The 18,351-nt window shown below is 34.3% G+C and carries 19 protein-coding genes; 10 read left to right on the forward strand and 9 right to left on the reverse strand.

Annotated features, from left to right (window positions below; all coding sequences use genetic code 11):
- The first annotated feature begins 47 nt into the window (after positions 1-47).
- A complete protein-coding gene (locus tag EYD45_RS05800) occupies positions 48-344 on the forward strand; it encodes a GNAT family N-acetyltransferase (protein WP_130963490.1) in 297 nt (98 codons plus the stop codon).
- A 54-nt stretch (positions 345-398) separates the two neighbouring features.
- On the opposite strand, the gene mtaB is transcribed toward EYD45_RS05800, so the two are convergent.
- Entirely contained in the window at positions 399-1,727 is a 1,329-nt protein-coding gene (gene mtaB, locus EYD45_RS05805) for a tRNA (N(6)-L-threonylcarbamoyladenosine(37)-C(2))-methylthiotransferase MtaB (RefSeq protein WP_130963492.1), read from the reverse strand.
- Positions 1,728-1,811: 84 nt separating this feature from the next.
- Between mtaB and EYD45_RS05810 the strand changes: the two genes are divergently transcribed.
- Both EYD45_RS05810 and EYD45_RS05815 read left to right on the forward strand, forming a co-directional pair.
- Positions 1,812-3,425, forward strand: a complete 1,614-nt coding sequence (locus EYD45_RS05810) for an ABC transporter substrate-binding protein (RefSeq protein WP_130963494.1) — start codon at positions 1,812-1,814, stop codon at positions 3,423-3,425.
- A gap of 52 nt (positions 3,426-3,477) precedes the next feature.
- Entirely contained in the window at positions 3,478-4,008 is a 531-nt protein-coding gene (locus EYD45_RS05815) for a hypothetical protein (protein WP_130963496.1), read from the forward strand.
- Here the strand turns inward: EYD45_RS05815 and EYD45_RS05820 are convergent.
- The 3 genes from EYD45_RS05820 to EYD45_RS05830 form a co-directional block, all read right to left on the reverse strand.
- Positions 4,002-4,913, reverse strand: a complete 912-nt coding sequence (locus EYD45_RS05820) for a TolB-like translocation protein (protein WP_130963498.1) — start codon at positions 4,911-4,913, stop codon at positions 4,002-4,004. The genes EYD45_RS05815 and EYD45_RS05820 overlap by 7 nt on opposite strands.
- A gap of 61 nt (positions 4,914-4,974) precedes the next feature.
- A complete protein-coding gene (locus EYD45_RS05825) occupies positions 4,975-6,150 on the reverse strand; it encodes a GlmU family protein (protein WP_130963499.1) in 1,176 nt (391 codons plus the stop codon).
- Between the two features lie 136 nt (positions 6,151-6,286).
- Positions 6,287-6,538: a type B 50S ribosomal protein L31 gene (locus EYD45_RS05830; RefSeq protein ID WP_076700033.1), complete on the reverse strand. Its 252-nt coding sequence runs from the start codon at positions 6,536-6,538 to the stop codon at positions 6,287-6,289.
- Between the two features lie 156 nt (positions 6,539-6,694).
- Here EYD45_RS05830 and EYD45_RS05835 point away from each other — a divergent pair, with 156 nt between their 5' ends.
- The 7 genes from EYD45_RS05835 (at position 6,695) to EYD45_RS05865 (ending at position 13,692) form a co-directional block, all read left to right on the forward strand.
- Positions 6,695-7,210: a DUF4199 domain-containing protein gene (locus EYD45_RS05835; protein WP_130963501.1), complete on the forward strand. Its 516-nt coding sequence runs from the start codon at positions 6,695-6,697 to the stop codon at positions 7,208-7,210.
- Positions 7,211-7,213: 3 nt separating this feature from the next.
- Positions 7,214-8,161 carry a glycosyltransferase family 2 protein gene (locus EYD45_RS05840; protein WP_130963502.1) on the forward strand — a complete coding sequence of 316 codons (948 nt, stop codon included), beginning with the start codon at positions 7,214-7,216 and terminating at the stop codon, positions 8,159-8,161.
- A 105-nt stretch (positions 8,162-8,266) separates the two neighbouring features.
- Positions 8,267-9,997, forward strand: a complete 1,731-nt coding sequence (locus EYD45_RS05845; RefSeq protein ID WP_207303294.1) for a phospho-sugar mutase — start codon at positions 8,267-8,269, stop codon at positions 9,995-9,997.
- Between the two features lie 3 nt (positions 9,998-10,000).
- A complete protein-coding gene (locus tag EYD45_RS05850) occupies positions 10,001-11,836 on the forward strand; it encodes an ABC transporter ATP-binding protein (protein ID WP_130963504.1) in 1,836 nt (611 codons plus the stop codon).
- A 305-nt stretch (positions 11,837-12,141) separates the two neighbouring features.
- The gene (locus tag EYD45_RS05855; protein WP_130963506.1) at positions 12,142-12,684 is read left to right on the forward strand and encodes an RNA polymerase sigma factor; all 543 of its coding nucleotides are present in this window, start codon (positions 12,142-12,144) and stop codon (positions 12,682-12,684) included.
- 44 nt (positions 12,685-12,728) lie between these two features.
- A complete protein-coding gene (locus EYD45_RS05860) occupies positions 12,729-13,232 on the forward strand; it encodes a hypothetical protein (RefSeq protein WP_130963508.1) in 504 nt (167 codons plus the stop codon).
- 16 nt (positions 13,233-13,248) lie between these two features.
- Complete coding sequence (locus EYD45_RS05865; RefSeq protein WP_130963510.1) at positions 13,249-13,692, forward strand: hypothetical protein; 444 nt, start codon at positions 13,249-13,251, stop codon at positions 13,690-13,692.
- An 18-nt stretch (positions 13,693-13,710) separates the two neighbouring features.
- On the opposite strand, the gene EYD45_RS05870 is transcribed toward EYD45_RS05865, so the two are convergent.
- The 5 genes from EYD45_RS05870 to EYD45_RS05890 all read right to left on the reverse strand — a co-directional run bounded on the left by EYD45_RS05870 (position 13,711) and on the right by EYD45_RS05890 (position 18,291).
- Positions 13,711-14,802: a WD40/YVTN/BNR-like repeat-containing protein gene (locus EYD45_RS05870; protein WP_130963511.1), complete on the reverse strand. Its 1,092-nt coding sequence runs from the start codon at positions 14,800-14,802 to the stop codon at positions 13,711-13,713.
- A 78-nt stretch (positions 14,803-14,880) separates the two neighbouring features.
- Positions 14,881-15,633 carry an SCO family protein gene (locus EYD45_RS05875; RefSeq protein WP_130963513.1) on the reverse strand — a complete coding sequence of 251 codons (753 nt, stop codon included), beginning with the start codon at positions 15,631-15,633 and terminating at the stop codon, positions 14,881-14,883.
- Positions 15,620-16,156 (reverse strand): toxin-antitoxin system YwqK family antitoxin, encoded by a 537-nt coding sequence (locus EYD45_RS05880; RefSeq protein WP_130963515.1) that lies wholly within the window; start codon positions 16,154-16,156, stop codon positions 15,620-15,622. The genes EYD45_RS05875 and EYD45_RS05880 overlap by 14 nt, the downstream gene beginning before the upstream one ends.
- A gap of 33 nt (positions 16,157-16,189) precedes the next feature.
- Positions 16,190-16,966, reverse strand: a complete 777-nt coding sequence (locus EYD45_RS05885) for a YHYH protein (protein ID WP_130963517.1) — start codon at positions 16,964-16,966, stop codon at positions 16,190-16,192.
- Positions 16,967-16,980: 14 nt separating this feature from the next.
- Entirely contained in the window at positions 16,981-18,291 is a 1,311-nt protein-coding gene (locus EYD45_RS05890; RefSeq protein WP_130963519.1) for a sulfatase-like hydrolase/transferase, read from the reverse strand.
- Between the last annotated feature and the right edge of the window lie 60 nt (positions 18,292-18,351).

Consider the following 18,351-nt stretch of genomic DNA (forward strand, 5'->3'; position numbering starts at 1 on the left):
TGCACTATTTTATACAATACTCCTTTAAATTAAATAATTATTACACTATGGTTGAAGCTGCTGAATTAATTGACAACGATTTTTTACGTCAATTTGAAATTAAAGTTGATGGAAAATTGGCAAAAATTGAATATTCTTTACAAGAGAGAAAAATATTCTTAACTAAGTTAATCATTCCAGAAGAAATCAACGACGAAGACTTTAAAAAAGAATTTATCGCTTCGGTTTTTGAGCAAATTCAAGATCGTAATTTAAGCGTAATGCCTACTTGTCCGGCAATTGCTAAATTTGTAAGAAGCAATAGAAAGTACAAGCGTATGTTACCGGTTGGTGTGAGAATATAAAATATTGATAATAGATAGAAAAAATCCGAAGTTTGAATTAAGCTTCGGATTTTTTTATGCAGAAAACGCTTTTATAAACTCAAACCTCACCAAACCATCTTCATCTATTTTGGTTAATTCAACATCGTGAAGCGTATTAATCAATTCTGGATTCCAAGGCGCCTTAACCTTAACATAGTTTTCCGTAAATCCATGAATATAACCTTCCTTATTTTCACTTTCAAAAAGTACGGTTCTAACAGTTCCTAGCTGACTTTCATAAAACGCACGTCTCTTTTTAACAGACAAACCGCGTAACATTTTACTTCGCTTGGTTCTAACATTTTTTGGCACAACATCATTCATTGCAGCAGCTTCAGTATTATCTCTTTCAGAATAGGTAAACACGTGCAAATATGAGATATCCAGCTCCATTAAAAAATTATATGTCTCTAGGAAATGCTCATCGGTTTCCCCTGGAAAGCCAACAATTACATCAACACCTATACAGGCATGGGGCATAACTTCTTTTATTTTTGAAACACGATCCACATACAATTCTCGCAGGTAACGTCGTTTCATTTTTTTAAGAATTTCATTGCTGCCCGATTGCAACGGCACATGGAAATGTGGTACAAACGCTCTTGATTTAGAAACTAAATCGATAGTTTCATTCTTCAACAAATTGGGTTCAATAGATGAAATCCTTAAACGTTCTATACCTTCAACCTTATCAAGTTCAGTCACTAAATCCAAAAAAGTATGTGCGTGTTTCTTGTTACCAAATTCGCCTTTTCCGTAGTCACCAATATTTACTCCTGTTAAAACAATTTCTTTTATATTTTGCTTTGAAATCTCTCTGGCATTCTTCAAAACATTTTCCATGGTATCACTTCTAGAAATACCACGAGCTAAAGGAATAGTGCAATACGTACATTTATAATCACATCCATCTTGAACTTTTAAAAATGCACGCGTTCTATCTCCTATGGAATAGGAACCCACATAAAAATCGGCATCCTCGATTTCACATGAATGTACTTCTCCAAAATCGTTTTTGGATAAATCGTTGAGATAATCGGTGATTTTAAATTTTTCGGTAGCGCCCAAAACTAAGTCCACACCATTCACATCTGCCAATTCTTGCGGTTTTAACTGGGCGTAGCAACCTACTGCAGCAACAAAAGCTTCAGGATTTCCTTTTTGGGCTTGCTTTACAATGGTTTTAAAGCGTTTATCTGCATTTTCAGTAACCGAACAGGTATTGATGACATATATATCAGCTTTCTCAGAAAAATCTACTCTATCAAACCCTTCGTTAACAAAACTTCGGGCAATAGTAGAGGTTTCTGAAAAATTCAGTTTACAACCTAAAGTATAAAATGCGACTTTCTTCTTATCCACTTTAATTATACGAAACTTGTTTCAGGGTGTTTTAAAATTTATCTTTACCGCTAAAAGAGGGCAAATTTACAACTAATTACTTATATGATAAAACATATTTGGCGTCAAACAATTATCTATTTGTCAATTAGTTGCACACTCTTTTCATGTAAAGAGGATACTAATGCGAACAAAGACCATCTCGTATTCCGTTACAACGAATTTGCCAATATAAACACCCTAGACCCTGCTTTTTCCAGAACATTACAGGATAACTCGGTTTGCAACCAATTGTTCAATGGTTTGGTACAACTAGATGATAAACTTAACATTTTACCATGTATTGCTAAGAATTGGTCGATTTCAGAGGACGGTACAATTTACACCTTCAATTTAAGAAACGATGTATATTTCCATAAACACGTGTTGTTTGGTAAGGATTCTACAAGAACAGTTACTGCAGACGATTTTACGTTTAGTTTGAATCGTTTACGTGATGAAAAACTTGCACCTCCTGGAAGTTGGGTTTTAAATAAAGTGGATGATTTTAGAGCTATAAATGACACTATTTTTGAAATCACCTTAAAACAGCCGTTTCCTGCTTTTATTGGTTTATTAACCATGAAATATACCTCTGTTGTTCCAAAAGAAATTGTAGAACATTATGGAAACGAATTCCGTTCGCATCCTATCGGTACGGGACCTTTTAAATTTAAACGCTGGGAGGAAAACATAAAGTTGGTACTCCGCAAGAATGAACTCTATTTTGAAAAAGACAAAAACGATAACCAACTCCCTTATCTAGAGGCTGTAGCACTAACATTCCTTCCAGATAAGCAGAGTGAATTTCTGCAATTTGCACAAGGCAATATTGACTATCTGTCTGGCTTGGACGCTTCATACAAAGATGAATTGTTAACGGCAGATGGTAAGTTAAGAGACCGATATTCCAATGCTGTAAACATGGTAAAAGGGCCATATTTAAACTCTGAATATTTAGGTTTTTATTTAGATTCTGAAACACCTGAAATTCAATCCAAGCTTATTAGAAAAGCCATAAATTATGGGTTTGATAGAAAGAAAATGATGATCTATCTAAGAAATGGTATTGGCAATCCAGCCAATGGAGGTTTTATTCCCATAGGACTTCCAGGGTATAGTAAGTCTATTGGATTTACGTATCAACCCAAAAAAGCCAAACAACTTATTCAACAATTTAAGGAAACAAGCGGTATTACCAATCCTGAAATAACTTTGGTAACTTCCAGTAATTACTTGAGTTTCTGTGAATTTATTCAACGTGAATTGGAAAAAGCTGGACTAAAAATAAATGTAGATGTGATGCCTGAAGCAACTTTAAGATCGTCTCGATCTGAAGGAAAAGTAGATATGTTTAGAAGCTCTTGGGTGGCAGACTATATGGATGCCGAAAATTACCTCTCTATTTTTTATAGCAAAAACTTTACTCCAAAAGGATCAAATTACTTCCACTTTAAGAATAAAACAGTTGATAGCCTGTATAACGCCGCTTTTAGCATTTCAAATATCGAGAAACGGAAAAAGTTATACACCACTATAGATTCTATTGCCATGGATAATGCCATCATGGTACCACTATTTTATGATGAAGTGGTTCGATTTACCAGAAAAAATGTAAAAGATTTGGGTATTAACCCTATTAATTTATTGGATTTAAGGCAGGTGAAAAAAATTAAATGATGACATTTTTATCTTGTTTCGATGTATGTAAAAAACATTAAAACGTAACAAGATGTCAAACAAATTAAAAATCACAAGTATTCTATTCCTCCTATTAAGCCTATCATCATGCAGTAAAGATGAAGACGCTACAAAAGAAATACAAAATAATGATCCCGAATTAAGCATAAACCTAAGTAACGGCAATTTTGACGACTTTTATCAGTTTGAAAATTCAACCTTCGAAATTCAAAATACAACTTCATATATTGGATCTTTAGAATCTAAAAACAACTCTAATAGCTCTACAAATACTATTAGGTTTTCTTTAGTGATAACAGATTTATCACAACTAAAAAAAGGCAACACGATTAATTATAATGTCGTTGAATTATTTATCAATATTAATGACATTAATTACAGAGGAACTTCCGGTAAATTAGTTGTAAATAAATTTAGAAAAGCAGAAAATTCTGTAAACTCCAATACTTTTATTTTAGACGGAACTTTTGAATTTAATGCATTAAGTGATGATTCTTCGGACAGTACAGATGTAACTGGATCTTTACAAAACATTACCTTGGTTTGTGATGTCTGTCAATAGTGAAAAAAATAAATATCATTATCACCTTTTCCTCCATCGCGCTCAGAGACAAGAAATCCTGAATTATTATTTAGTTGTACTAGTGAAAAATCATCTTCTTTACTATTAAAAGGTTTTGGCAATTTTTCGGCTTTAGTAAATGTACCATCTGAATTCTTTTTACTCTTATAAATATCATAGCCTCCAAAACCATTGGACTTATCGGATGAAAAGTAAAGCGTATTGTCCGATGACACCACAGGAAACATTTCCCTACTGTATGAATTCACTTTAGAACCCAAATTCTTAATCTCTCCATAGGTATTATCACCTAAAACGTCAACCATAAAAATATCGGAACCACCTTTCGTAGATTGCCTTCCTCCCTTAACATTAGCCGTAAAATATAGCGTTTTTCCATCGGCACTTAATGCAGGATGTGCATAAGAGAAACGTGGTTTACAGAATGGCAATACTTTAAAATTAGTAAAACCCACACCTTGCCTAAACTCGCCAATTTCTAAATGGAAATTTGCTTTATTGAAGTTCCCTTTGGGCATATTCTTATCGGTGTAGGTGGTCATTATATAAATTCTTTTACCATCTGCACTCAAAGTTGCACTTGTAATGGAACCCAATCCAGCTTGCGTATCAATTTTAATTTCCTTTATATTGGTAATAGTACCATTCGCCCCGATGTTTCCTTTGTAAACCGATAAAACACCCTCACCTGTAAAAGCAACTTTTACTTTCCCATTTTTCTTTAAGCGATATGAGGTAAATACAATTTGATTTCCGTTTAAGGGCATCAAAGCAAAATGAGGATATTCATTATTGATATCCAAATTTTTAACTTCAACAGTTTTGTCTTGTGAAAACACAACAACAGGAGACAGTATAATAAAGATTGCGGTAATTAATTTCAAAATAAAAAAGATTAATATCTCAAATATACAAATCTTTAATAATTAGAACGTTAACCCTTAATTATTCGCGACGGTATTTTTTAGTTTCTTCAAAAACATGTTCCAATATGTCCTGATCTTGCTTAGAAAAATCTATTTTTCTTCTGGACATCACAACCTTAGCAACTTCAAATGCTTTTTTGGTTAAATAAGTAGTAAATCCGCTGCTTCCGCCCCAACTAAAACTTGGTACAAAATTTCTTGGGAAACCACTTCCAAAAATATTTGCACTTACCCCTACAACTGTACCTGTATTAAACATAGTGTTGATACCACATTTACTATGATCGCCCATCATAAGTCCACAGAATTGCAAACCTGTTTTAGCAAAACCCTCGGTTTGATAATCCCATAGTCTCACTTCAGCATAATTGTTCTTTAAGTTAGAATTGTTAGTATCCGCGCCTAAATTACACCATTCACCTAAGACCGAATTACCCAAGAAACCATCATGTCCTTTATTTGAAAATCCGAAAAGAACAGCGTTGTTTACTTCTCCCCCTACCTTGCTATGTGGGCCCACTGTTGTTGGTCCATAAATCTTTGAGCTTAGCTTTATAGTTGCACTATCACATAATGCCAAAGGACCTCTAATTACAGAGCCTTCCATAATTTCAGCGTTCTTCCCAATATAAATTGGGCCATTACTAGCATTAAGTGTGGTAAATTCCAATTTAGCACCTTCTTCCAAAAAGATGTTTTCTGAAGCTATTACATTGTTACTTGTAGGGATAGCCTGGGAAGTTCTGTTTTTAGTTATCAAGGTGAAATCTTCCTGAATAGCCTCTCCATTTTTCGAAAAAATATCCCAGGTATATTCTATTTTAAGGCACTCACTTCCAAACTCAATATTATCATACGATTCAAAATCTATGTTATCCTGTCCTTCTTTTGCATGAAACGCAATAACATCTTCTCCCTTAAAAATAGCTTGGTTTTCTTTTAACCCCTTAATCATTTCAACTAATTGGAAATTTGGAAGATAAGAAGCGTTAACCATTATATTCTCCTCCATTTCCACCATCGGATATTTTTCAGACAAGTAGTCCTCTGTTACAGTGGTGGTGGTAGTGTCTAAATACGACTCCCATTTTTCCCTAATGGTTAAAATGCCAACACGAATATCGGCTACTGGTCGGGTAAAGGTAAACGGAAGCAGATTATTCCTTGCAGGACCGTCAAAAAGAATATAGTTCATTTTAAGTTTGAAGTTTGAAGTTTGAAGTTTGAAGTTTTCACCTCAGACTTTTTAGTTTATTAAAATTACTTTGAAGTAAAAATAAAAAAGCCTCTCTATAGTAGAAAGGCTTTTTACAAATATATTTTGAACTAGTTTATTTCTTAAACTTTGCATATTTATTTTTGAACTTGTCAATACGACCAGCAGTATCCACCAATTTAGATTTACCAGTGTAGTATGGATGCGATGTTCTTGAAATCTCCATTTTCACAAGTGGGTACTCAACACCATCAACTTCAATCGTTTCATTTGTATCAGCAGTAGACTTTGTTAAAAACACATCGTCATTTGACATATCTTTAAATGCTACAATTCTATAATTTTCTGGATGTATACCTTTTTTCATAGCTTTACGCTTTAAATCTTAATTTTTCGAGGTGCAAATTTAAGTAATTTTTACAAATCCGCAATTACTTTTTTATATTTTTTATTTAGGTTCGGAAATGTAACGTTTTGTTATCTTTGTTTACTAACCATCCATATAACCAAAACAACAAAAATTATGGAAGAACAACAATTATCTCCAGGAAAATTTTCAGTTAATTACGGCCTTATACTAGGAGTAATAATGATTGCAATTACAGCTATAACCTATTTTTCAGGCATAATGGAAAAAGGAGAGCAATGGCCAAATTTCATCTTGTATATTATATTTCCTGTTATTATAATATATTCCATAAATCGCTACAAGAAGCATAACGGAGGTTTACTTACATTAATTGATGCTATAAAGGTTGGAGTAGCAGTAGCCGTGATTAGTGCTCTGATTAGTACCGCTTTTAATGCATTATTATTTTATGTGATTGATCCTTACCTAACCGACAGAATAATGGATATAACAAGAGAAAAACTTTATGAAAATCCAAAAATGACAGAAGAAATGATAGATAAAACAATGGAAACTATTAAAAAGTTTTCTAATCCATGGTTAGGTGGTGCTATTGGTATTGGACTTAGCGCATTATTTGGCTTAATCTATTCCGTTATCGGAGGACTGGTAATGAAAAAAGAAGCATAGTTAATGAACATATCCGTAGTTATACCACTACTTAACGAAGAAGAATCTTTAAATGAATTACATGATTGGGTTGCAAAAGTGATGCGGTCCAATCATTTTTCATATGAAATTATTTTTATTGATGATGGCAGTACCGATAATTCTTGGAAAATTATTTCAGAACTATCACGAAAAGACACTAATGTAAAGGGTATACGATTCTTAAGAAACTTTGGGAAATCACAAGCGCTTCACGCCGGTTTTGAAAAAGCCCAAGGCGATGTGGTGATTACTATGGATGCAGATCTTCAGGACAATCCTGATGAAATCCCAGAACTATACAAACTCATCTACTCTGAAGGTTATGATTTAATTTCAGGTTGGAAGAAAAAACGTTACGACGCCCTACTTACAAAAAATCTGCCTTCTAAATTGTTTAATTGGGCTGCTCGTAAAACCTCTGGAGTGAAGTTACATGACTTTAATTGCGGACTTAAATCTTACAGAAAGGCCGTTGTTAAAAACATAGACGTAAACGGAGAAATGCACCGTTATATACCTGTTTTAGCCAAAAACGCAGGTTTTAACAAAATTGGAGAAAAGGAAGTAAAGCATCAAGCCAGAAAATACGGCGAAACTAAATTTGGTATAGATCGTTTCATTCACGGTTTTTTAGACCTTATAACCATATGGTTTTTGTCTCGCTTTGGCAAACGCCCGATGCATTTATTCGGTGCGCTTGGAGTTATCATGTTTATAATAGGTTTTGGTTTTGCGCTTTATCTTGGTATTGATAAATTGTACATCGATAAAACAGGAAGATTAATTACCCAACGACCTCAATTTTACATCGCTTTAGTAACAATGATTATTGGTACACAATTCTTTGTTGCCGGTTTTTTGGGCGAACTTATTTTACGAAACAGACCTGATAAACGACGTTATCTCATAAAAGACAAGCTTAATTTTTAATTTTGTTACGTTGTTTTCGTAAATATATATTCAAAAAGCGAGTGTTTTAAATTCGTATTTTTAATCAAATGTTTACTTTTGTTTACCATTACAAATTAGATAACTATGATTCATATCGAGCCAAAAATTTTAGAGAGAATAAACACTTGGTTAACGCCAACTTTTGATGAAGAAACGCAGCAAACTATTAAAGATAGTATTGCTAATGATCCAAAAGATATCCAAGAAAGTTTTTATAAGGATTTAGAGTTTGGTACCGGTGGCATGCGAGGTGTAATGGGTGTTGGCACCAATAGAATCAATAAATATACGCTAGGTAAAAGCACACAAGGTTTAAGTGATTATCTACATCAGCAATTCCCTAATGAAACTCCTAAAGCCGTTATTGCTTACGATTGTAGACATAATAGCCAAACTTTGGCTAAGGTAGTTGCAGATGTGTTTTCAGCTAATGGTATTGAAGTATATTTATTTGAGGATTTACGTCCTACACCAGAATTATCATTTGCAGTAAAGCATTTAAACTGCCATTGCGGTATTGTATTAACTGCATCTCACAATCCACCAGAATATAATGGCTACAAAGTGTATTGGCAAGATGGTGGTCAAATGGTACCACCACATGATGGCGCTGTTATAAAAATGATCAATGATTTGAATTATGCAGATATTAAGTTTGAAGCCAATGCAGACCTCATCAAGCACATAGGAAAAGATGTAGATGACATATTTATCGATGCTTCAGTTGAAAACGGAAGTGTTGGAGCTTCTCAAGCAGCCAAAGATGATTTAAAAATTGTATTTACTTCACTTCATGGTACTTCAATCACAGCGGTTCCTGAAACTTTAAAACGTGCTGGTTATAAGAATGTGCATATTGTTGAAGAACAGCGAAAGCCTGATGGTGGCTTTCCTACAGTAAAATCACCAAATCCAGAGGAACCTGCTGCCTTAAAAATGGCTTTGGAGCTGGCGGATAAGGTTGGAGCCGATATTGTAATTGGCACAGACCCTGATTGTGATAGGCTTGGTGTTGCAGTGCGTAATTCTGATAATGAATTACAATTACTTAACGGTAACCAAACCATGGTGATGATGGTTGATTTTCTTTTGAAAAAATGGAAATCTGAGGGTAAAATAAAAGGAAAAGAATTTATAGCAACCACAATAGTATCTACACCAATGCTTACTAAACTGGCAGATGCTTATGGTGTTGATAACAAAATTGTGCTTACAGGGTTTAAATGGATTGCAAAACTCATTAAAGACCATCCAGAATTAGACTTTATTGGTGGTGGCGAAGAAAGTTTTGGATTTATGGTTGGCGATTTTGTGCGCGACAAAGATGCGGTTACCTCTACCCTTCTAGCTTGCGAAATTGCAGCTATAACAAAATCTAAAGGCAGTTCTTTCTTTGAAGAATTGATTAAACTTTATGTAGAACATGGTTTCTACAAAGAGAAACTAATATCGTTAACTAAAAAGGGAATCGAAGGTGCTGAAGAAATTAAACAAATGATGATAGATGCACGCCAAAACCCACTTACTGTTGTAAATGGCTCTAAAGTTGTTAAGATAGAAGATTATGAGTCTGCAACTTCTAAAAATTTAATTTCCGGAGAAACTACTTCTATTGACATTCCAAAATCGAATGTAATTATTTATTACACAGAAGATGGAAGCCAAATAGCATTAAGACCTAGTGGCACCGAGCCTAAAATAAAATTCTACGTAAGTGTAAATTCAGAATTGGACACCGTTCAGAACTTTAAAGCTTTAGAAACAGAATTAGATGCAAAAGCAGAAACTATATTAAAGGATATGAATCTTATTTAATTAATGAGTCATTTTACCAATATTTTAAGGTATGCTAAGCCTTACAAGAGCTACGCCATAGGACACGTTATTTCTAACGTGTTTTTTGCATTATTTGGTACGCTATCTTTTGTCGCCTTAAAGCCAATGCTGGATGTGATTTTCGATAAGGAAAAGATTGTCCCTAAGGTAAAACCAACGTATACTGGTTTGGATAAACTTGGTGAATATCTTGGAGATTTTCTGAACTACGAAATGCATCAATTTACAGGTGGCGACAAATCCAAAGCCTTAATGTTTACCATCGGACTTATAGTAGTGATGTTTCTCCTGAAAAACCTCTTTGGATATCTCGCAAACTATTTTCTCGTGTTTTTGAGAAATGGCGTAATTAGAGACATCAGAAATAAAGTATACCGAAAAACTATCGAGCTACCACTCTCTTATCTCTCAGACCAAAAAAAAGGTGATATTCTAGCTAGGGTTACTGGTGATGTACAAGATTTACAATACTCTTTCCTATCGGTTTTAGAATTATTGGTTAGAGAACCCTTAACTATTATTTTCACCATCATTGCAATGGTTTATATTAGTCCAAAGCTTACATTATTCGTTTTCATTTTTATTCCGATAATGGGCTTTGTTATTTCAAGAATTGGTAAAAGTTTAAAGCGAAAATCAGATAAAGTTCAAAGAGAACAAGGTATGTTTTTATCTACTTTAGAAGAAACATTAACGGGCTTGAGAATTATAAAAGGGTTTAGTGCCGAAGATAAGTTTACCGAAAAATTTCAAGAATCCACTTCTAGATTTTATCGGTTTTCCAATAAATTAATGAACCGTCAAAACCTTGCTTCTCCTGCAAGTGAGTTCTTGGGTATTTGCATGATTTCGGTCATATTATGGTATGGTGGTAATCTAGTTTTGAGCGATAATAACAATTTAGCTCTTGATGGGAGTCAGTTTTTAATTTACATGGGGCTAGCCTACAATATCCTTACTCCCGCAAAAGCAATATCGCGTGGCCTTTATAATATCAAAAAAGGAGGTGCTGCAGCAGAACGTATTCAAGAAATTGTTGATACACCAAACCCTTTGAAGGATAAACCTAATGCCAAAACGAAAGATGATTTTAATTCTGAAATTGTGTTTGATAACATATCGTTCAAATATCAAGATGAATATGTATTGAAAAATTTCAGTTTAACCATTCCGAAAGGTAAAACTGTGGCACTTGTTGGGCAGTCTGGTAGTGGAAAATCTACTGTAGCAAATCTTATCACTCGTTTTTATGATGTAAATGAAGGTGAAATTCTAATTGATGGTGATAACATCACAGATTTAACAACAAGCTCTTTACGCAAACAACTTGGTATCGTAACCCAAGATGCTATTTTATTTAACGACAGTATTAAAAATAACTTAAAACTTGGTAATGAGCATGCCACCGATGAAGATGTGATTGAATCTTTAAAAGTTGCAAATGCTTGGGAGTTTGTGAAAGATCTAGAAGGTGTACTTGATTACAACATAGGAGACGCGGGAGGCAAACTTTCTGGTGGACAAAAACAACGTTTAAGTATTGCACGGGCGGTATTAAAAAGTCCACCAATTATGATTTTAGATGAAGCCACATCTGCTCTTGATACCGAAAGTGAACGCTTGGTGCAAGTAGCTTTAGAAAATATGATGAAAAATAGAACATCAATCGTGATTGCACACCGACTCTCCACAATTCAAAATGCTGACGAAATTGTTGTTTTGAGCAAAGGTGAAATTGTAGAACAAGGAAAACACGATGCACTTATTGCCAAAAAGGGTACCTACCACAAACTTGTGGAAATGCAAAGCATAGGATAATCGTAATCGAGGTAAAAAACGTTAGAAAAATAAAAAAGGATAGTGATTTGGGCAACTATCCTTTTTTTTGTTCATGTTAGACTTGGGGACGACTAACATATATAAGTAGGTTTCTGATACAAATGTATATGAAAAATACATTCCAACCAAGAAAAAAATGCATTTTATCGTATTTATTTACATTTAATCGATAATGTATTTTGTACTTGTATGATTATTAAACAATTACGATTTTTAGCGTTTAATTAAAGTGTTTCAGATTAAACTTTAGTTATATTTCAATGTCTAAAATCTAAATCACTTTTGTGACTGACGAAGCACAATTAGTAAAAGAGCTGCAATCGCCCCAGCATAAAGAAAAAGCTTTTAGAGAACTAATCACTCTCTACAAGGAGCGTTTGTATTGGCATATCCGAAACATTTTAAAGTCCCATGAAGATGCAGATGATGTGCTTCAAAACACATTTATAAAAATCTATAAAAACATTCATAACTTTAAAGGCGATAGCAAATTATTTTCGTGGATGTATCGCATTGCAACGAATGAATCCATTACATTAATAAATAAGAATGCAAAACGTTTACAAATTACGAGTGAAGAAGTGCAACAATTAGCAATAAATAATTTAACTTCTGACGTATATTTTGAAGGCGACGTCATTCAATTGAAATTACAAAAAGCTATTGCTACATTACCCGAAAAACAACAATTAGTTTTTAATATGAAATATTTTGAGGATATTAAATATAAAGACATGGCGGAAATTTTAGAAACGAGTGAAGGTGCCTTAAAAGCTTCATATCATATTGCTGTCAAAAAAATTGAAGCGTATTTAACTGAGAATTAAACCTTTTTGTAAAATAAGAGTCAAAGAAACGACAATAGAAAGCAATGAAAAGAAATAAATTAGATAATATCAATGCATCAGGGTTTAAAGTTCCGAAAGACTATTTTGAGAACTTTGAATATACCTTGATGGATAACATAAAGGTAGAAGAAGTTATCGGCACACCTGAAACAGGTTTTGATGTTCCAAAGCATTATTTTGAAACTTTGGAAGATCGGATTGTTGCCAATGTAGCAGAAAAAAAGGACACAAAAGTGATATCCCTTCTTAACAGAAAAACTATTGTATATATCTCTGGTATAGCAGCTGCTATTCTTTTATTGTTTAACCTTTCAATTTTTAACGATAGGGTTTCTATCGAAGATTTAGAAGCAGCCACTGTGGAAAATTATATATTAGATGAAGATATAAGCTCTTATGAAATTGCGTCCTTATTTACCGAAGAATTACCTAGTGAAGATGGTTTGGTAGAATATAATTTAGATGCAGAAAACCTTGAAGAATACCTACTAAACAATGCAGATATTGAGAGCTATATGGTAGAATAACAAATTATTTATTACAATGAAAAAAACACTAATTATCATAGTATTGCTCATCTCATTTGGCGTGAATGCCCAAAAAGGAAAAAGACATGAACGTATAAAAGCTTTAAAAGTTTCTTTTTTGACGGAGCGTTTAAGCTTAACTGAAAAAGAAGCCCAAAAGTTTTGGCCTATTTATAATGGTTTTGAGGAAAAAATGAATGAGATACGGTTTAACGAAATGAGAAATATTAGGAGCGAGATACGAGAAAATATAGATACAATGTCTGATGATGAAGCTCTGGTCTTAATCGAACGTTTTAAAAAGGCTGAAGAGCAAATGCATACAGTTAAAACTGAATTTTTTGATAAAATTTCCAAAGTCATTTCTCCTAAAAAAATGATTCTTTTGAGAATTGCTGAAGACGATTTTAAAAAGAAAATGTTGGAAGAGTTTAAAAAACGACGAATGGAGAGAGGTTAACGCCTCTCTTTTTTTGTTCTATTCTCTAAAGGTTAGTTTTGAAATTCTACCCTTTCCTGCTACATACGCCACAGAATCGTTCAAAAACCGGATGGTATAAAAGCCCTCATTACTAAGGTGTTGCCAAGTACTCCCAGAATCGCTACTGTAATCAATACCTTTAAAACCAACCGCTACCAATTTCCTGCCTTCACCATTCGGCACATATTGCACACAACTGCGGTATCCAGGGTTTTGATTTTGGGCTACTAGTTCCCAAGTTTTACCTCCATCTGTGGTTCTTATTTTATTGGCAGCATTATCATCTGGCTTGGTATAATCGCCACCAATGGCAAAACCATGCAGTTCGTCATAAAAGTCAATAGAATAAATACCTTCGGTTTCTTCTGCCTTTACTATTGGAGTAGCAAAAACCTCCCATGTGTTTCCTTTATCTGGAGAGAAATACACACGTCCCGCAGTAGTAGCCACCCAAGTTTTATTGTCAACAATTGCTATATTGGTATCACTAGCAGCAAAAGCACCTTCATTTTCAGTAGCTTTTGGCAAATCGTCACATGATAGTTTCTCCCAACTTTTTCCACCATCTCGTGTAATGATAACACTCAAACAACCATCGGTTGAATCTCCAATCGCAATACCCTCTTGATTATTCCAAAATTCCATGGAATCATAGAAGGCTTTGGGATGGTTTTCTTGGTAAACCACTTTATTCTTTTCTAAATCAGCATCTAAACTAAAAACTAATGCAGGACTTCCTATAGTTATTCCAAAACCTTTGTTTTCATTTATTGCTAGGGCTCTAAAATTTAATTTTAAAGTATCAGTTGATAAATCAATCTTGTGATTATAAAAAGGTTTATTTTTTAATGAATCTACATGATTAAACGAAGAATTTGGCATCAAAATTCCAAGCTCCCCTCTCGAGGTCAAATAAACTACGATACTATTTTTAGATTCAATAATTTCTAAAGCCCTCACATCCAATGATGAATCTTCAACTAAATGCTCAATTTTTAAAGATGAAAAACGCCTTTCTGATAAGTTATCTATATGGTTGAATCCAAAACAAACAATAATTAAACTAAATAATGGCAAAAGTTTCTTCATAACGCTCTAATTTCTCTAAAAATAGAAAAAGCTTTGAGAATACCCTCGAAGCTTATCGTTAAAGTATCGCTTATTATATCAAATTTCTCGCTTCAATATCTCAACATGTCGTTTTAGGCGTTCTATATCAACAGGCAAGGTACCATTATAAACCCCACGTATGTGACCCTTTTTATCAACTAGAATAAAATTTTCAGTGTGTATAAAATTGCTCTCATCTTGGGTTTTGGTAAAATCTTCGTCGGCAAAATAACCTGTTCTGGCAATGTTATATAGTTCATCTTTATCCCCCGTTACCAAATGCCATTTACTGGAATTTACATCATATTTTTCAGCGTATTTTTTTAACACAGGAATAGAATCTCGCCAAGGCATTACGGTGTGAGATAACAACAGGATATCTGCATCTTTTTCAAAAGTATCTTGTAGAGTCTTCATATTTGTAGTGAGTTTTGGGCATATACCAGGACAACTTGTAAAAAAGAAATCAGCAATATAGATTTTGCCCTTAAACGTATTGTTATTGATGGTTTCGCCATTTTGATTTACAAATGAAAACTCTGGAATTTTATGCTTCGGTGTATTCCATTCAGGTGTAAAATCGGCACCGTTGAAGTATGGTAACATCGTAGTTTCTGCAAGTGTTGGTTCGCTTGTCTGGCTTTTACAAGAGATAAAGCACAATGAGAACAAGAAAACAATGAAAAACGTTCTTAACCCTGTTAGTCCCTCAAATTGAATACATTGAAGCGGAAGTGATTTATCATGAGATATCAAATTAATCCCGAAAGCTTTCGGGACAGCGCAATAACACAATTTATTCAATTTCATCTTTATCAACTGTTACGGTGTAACATTTTTTTAATCCTATTAAGCCGAAACGATCACCTCCAACCACTTCATAGTTCGCCTTTATTGACCCATCAGGCTTCCACATGCGTTGTTTTCCGGCTTCTTTTCCTTCTTTATAATTAAAATCTTGAAAAACCTGACCAGATTCATACCACTCTTTTACCGCGCCATGAAACTCACCTTTATCATTAAAATGATATTCAAACTTTAAATTACCTGAAGACCACCACGATTTATGAACTCCAACCTTAAATCCTTCTGAATAAAAACGCTCGCTTAATTGACTTCCATTTGTGTACCACTGTTGTTCATTACCATGCTTTTTTCCATTGAGGTACTCCGTTCTAGACTTTATAATTTCAGTCGTGAAATTCTCTAACAACACACCATTAAAAGGCTTTTGCTTGTAGAGTAAAACTCCATTATCTAACTTCAAGTTTTCGTCTGAAGCTCCTACAATATTTGTTTCAGCTGCCCTATTACAACCTACTGCAAATAGCATAATAAAGACGATATGACAATAAAAGAATTTCAACTAGCGTGATATATTTCCTGGTGTACCGAAAAATCCGTTTCCGTTTAAATAAGGGTCTTCACCAGTAATGTGATAATGATAAATACCATCTGGAAAATCAACCGTACTATGCGTATGTCCATGATACACATCTAAATCACTATTGGTAACCACTTCACCATTTTCTTTAGGCCCATACACGGGGAATCCATCTGCCAAAAGTCCTAAAAAAGCATCTTCACCAAATTGTTCAGTAAGGTATGTAGGCTCAATATGATAATGGTATTGATCCTGTCCTGCGGGATGACCTAAATACTGATCGAACGAATTAATCTCATTTGTTAGTGGGGAACCACCTGCAGCATACTGATTAAAAAATACAACACCATTTCTGGAAATACCAATGGGACCCATTGGAGTAGCTTCTTTATTAGTAGCTTCTTTAGGGTTTAAGGTTATTGTAAATACTATGTTTTGTTCTGCAATTGCATTTGGGTTCAATCTAAAATTAGCATTTGTACCATTATATGCCTCGTACAATAGGTGATTTGTTGGCCAATATGGGCTCTTATGATTTGGTAAATCTGCTGTTGTAAATGTCACAGTATTGCCATTTACAGCATACGACAAACCTGTGCCTTCGAACTTAGAAAGTATACCAGAAACATCATAAGTAGTGGTGTTTTCGATGGTTTCTTCTTCCTGTTCCATAACTGGTGTATCATCAATGTTAGAACATGCTATTATTACAAAAATTAAAAGTAAAAACTGACTTATATATTTGGATGTCTTCATCATAATTATGTGTTAAATTATAGTTTAAAGTTATTTAATTGCGCCTCTAAAATAGCTCTAGTGGTTGCTTCATCATTACTTAATCCACCGTTAGCATTCAATAAATTGGTAGTCTCTAGAGGATCAACTGCTAAGTCGTAAAACGCCTCGGTATCATCTGCAAACCGAATATATTTATAGGTAGCATTTCTAATCGCATAATCAAAGGTAGCACCTCCATTATCCACCTCAGCATAACTATATTCTCTTACACTTACACCAGGTGTATGTAACATAGGCTCAAAATTTTTGCTATCTCGCATTTCTCCTGTATCTGCATTGGCTATGGCAGCTATGGTAGCAAATACATCTGTAGAATTTAATATAGCATCTTCGGTCACACCCCTTCTTGTAACACCAGCACCAGAAATTACCATTGGCACACGAATACCACCTTCGTATACACTATTTTTTGCCCTTCGCCTCGGGTACTCTTGCACCACCCTATTCGGCGTACCATTATCGCCTATAAATATAATTATCGTGTTATCACGTTCTTGCTGTGTCATAGCATCAAGAAGCCTTCCTATTTCCGCATCCATAGCCTCTAGCATCGCCATGTAGTAAGGTAAAGGATTGCTATCAATACTCGATTGGTCATTTGGTAAATTACCTTGACTGTGCAAATCAGCATCAGGTAAATGAAACGGTGTGTGCGGCGCATTATATGCCAACCATAAAAACCAAGGTTGCGTTTGCGCACTAACCCAATCAATAGCTAAATCTGTAAACTTTGTGGTTGTATAGGTATTACTTGTTAATGTTTGTCCGTCGTCGTATAAATTCCAACTCCAATAATCCCTAACACCCCCAGATAAAATGCCAGCATAAGTACCAACTCCTATATTATTAGGATGAGCAGTATCAGACGATAAATGCCATTTCCCAAAAACCGCATGTGCATACCCTGAGTTATTCAAATCCAAGTGTTTCTGTATAGAGGTTTCGCTAGTAGGTAACACATCTCCAACGCCTGTTATCCCTGTCCTAAAGCCATATTTACCAGTTAACATACTGGCACGGGTTGGCGTACAAACCGCATAAGACCACATGTTATTAAAAACAATACCAGTATCAATCATCCCTTCTAAATTTGGCATATTAGGCTTAATATTGCCAATAGCATAGCCTGGAGCAGCATCAACCCCCATGTCGTCGGCAATAATTAAAAGTATATTTGGTGGGTTAGTAGAGTTGTCTGTATCATCCATAGCAATATCAACACTTTCGGTAGAACCACATGATAATATGACTAATAAACACACAAGAATAAAATTTGGTAATTTCATTTTGGTCTAATTTTCATGTTTAGACTCGCACAAATTAAAAAGGTTTAATTATTTTTTTGG

The organism is Hyunsoonleella flava (assembly GCF_004310325.1).
In the GTDB taxonomy this organism is placed as follows: Bacteria; Bacteroidota; Bacteroidia; order Flavobacteriales; family Flavobacteriaceae; genus Jejuia; species Jejuia flava.